This window comes from Streptomyces sp. P5F9 (genome assembly GCF_057961495.1).
Map to the genome: position 1 here is coordinate 1 of NZ_JBXVPZ010001009.1, position 784 is coordinate 784.

General features: G+C 65.6%; 1 pseudogene. It reads right to left on the reverse strand.

Features of this window, described 5'->3' with window-relative positions:
- Positions 1-97 precede the first annotated feature (97 nt).
- Positions 98-784: pseudogene (locus AC31A1_RS52120) on the reverse strand (alpha-1,4-glucan--maltose-1-phosphate maltosyltransferase); the annotation flags it as partial.

The window sequence follows — 784 nt, forward strand, 5'->3', positions numbered from 1 at the left end:
ACCAGGACCTCGTAGAAGACGGCGCGTTTGAACCACTCGGGGTCCCGGTCCTTGGCGGGAGTGTCCTCGAAGGTGTCCGGGACGGGCTCGTTGACGATCATATGGTGGGTGACCCTCCGATCTGCGGGGACGGTCGCAGGACGGTGAGGATGTGTGCGGGCCGGTTACCCGGCTCCAGGCGCACATAGTTGGCCCTGCCCCAGTGATAGGTCTCGCCGGTGAGCTCGTCGCGCACCGGCACCGACTCGTGCCATTCCAGGCCGAGTTGCGGCATGTCCAACGAGACCGTGGCCTCCTGGGTGTGGTGAGGGTCGAGGTTCGCGACCACCAGAACCGTGTTCGAACCACTCCGCTTCGAGTACGCGATCACCGCCTCCTGATCCACATCGTGGAAGTGGAGATCGCGCAACTGCCGCAACGCGGGGCTGCGGCGCCGGATGTCGTTGAGCTTGCCCAGCAATGGCGCGATGCTACGTCCTTCCCGCTCGGCCGACACCCAGTCGCGGGGACGGAGTTGGTACTTCTCGGAGTTCAGATACTCCTCGCTGCCGGGCCGCAACGGGGTGTTCTCGCACAACTCATACCCGCTGTACACCCCCCACGTGGGAGCGAGGGTCGCGGCGAGCACCGCCCGCAGTTCGAAGGCGGGTCGGCCGCCGTCCTGGAGGAATTCGTGCAGGATGTCCGGGGTGTTCACGAACAGGTTGGGCCGCATGTAGGCCGCCGCTTCCCCCGACAGCTCACTCAGGTACTCGGTGAGTTCCTGCTTGGTGTTGCGCCAGGT